Origin of the sequence: Legionella waltersii (assembly GCF_001468085.1) — a bacterium.
Taxonomy (GTDB): domain Bacteria; phylum Pseudomonadota; class Gammaproteobacteria; order Legionellales; family Legionellaceae; genus Legionella; species Legionella waltersii.
In genome coordinates, this window is sequence record NZ_LNZB01000013.1 from 1 (window position 1) to 1,131 (window position 1,131).

Sequence of the window (1,131 nt, forward strand, 5' to 3'; positions counted from 1 at the left end):
ACCTCTCAAAAGCAACATCTATTTTGAGGCAACGACTCTGTACTTATTTTGTCCTTCGGCAACACCTTTCATTGAGGCAATAGGTTAGAAAAACCAGTGGCATTTTATTGTTTAAAATGCCACTAACACTTAAGTGTTCAGGCTGTTCATTTTCTCAGTGAGAAATGTCTCGGTGTGAGTGGGGGATTCAGGGCTAAAAAAGCACCACTTTCTGAAAGGATTTCGGTGCTCTCTGATGGTTTGTTTATGTTCTTCTAACAAGGTACTCATTACCTCCCTGAGCTTTTGTTTTGAGTTTGCATTATCCACTTGCTCAAGGTTTTCACAGAGTTGTTTGAGCATCTTAATTTTTTCCTGAGGGCTTTTTTTCAATCCAAACCAGCTGAATTCATTGCTCAGCGTTTTTATGTGGTGCTCTATTGCCATTTTCAGGCGATATTTTTCGCTGTCGCAGATAACGGGTTTTGGGACAGCGGTCGGGAGGTTCTGGTTTTCTTGATGCCCAAGCCCCAGTTGGCCACCATAGTTGTTTCCAAAAGCAAAGAGCGTTGGCTTGCCCTTGCTGTCGCAGCCAAAGACAAGGGTGTGATTGTAACCTGCGACGACACCCTCCAGTGAGTTGAGGTCTTGAGGAATCTTGACGGACTGCAGGCTGGTCTGGTTGTTTTGATGCCCCAGCCCCAGTTGGCCGAAGATGTTTCTTCCACAGGCAAAGAGCAGTAAATTGCCCTTGCTGTCGCGGCCAAAGACAAGGGTGTGCTCTCCACCTGCGACGACACTCTCCAGTGAATTGAGTTCTTGAGGAAGCCTTACTGGCTGCAGGCTACTCTGGTCGTTTTTATGCCCTAGCCCCAGTTGGCCATACTCGTTATTTCCACAGGAAAAGAGCAGTGGCTTTTTATTGCTGTCGCAGCCAAAGACAAGGGTGTGGTGATCACCTGCGACGACACCCTCCAATGAGTTGAGGTTTTTGGGAAGCTTGAGGCGCTGCAGGCTGCTCTGGTTGTTTTTATCCCCAAGCCCCAGTTGGCCATACTTGTTCATTCCACAGACAAAGAGCGCTGACTTGCCGAAGCTGTCGCGGCCAAAGACGAGGGTGTGGTACATACCTGCGGCGACACCATCCAGGGA

General features: G+C 48.2%; 1 protein-coding gene. It reads right to left on the minus strand.

Annotated features, from left to right (window positions below; all coding sequences use genetic code 11):
• Positions 1 to 129: 129 nt before the first annotated feature.
• The coding region (locus tag Lwal_RS03205; protein ID WP_420798158.1) for an RCC1 domain-containing protein at positions 130 to 1,131 on the minus strand (1,002 nt) is incomplete at its 5' end.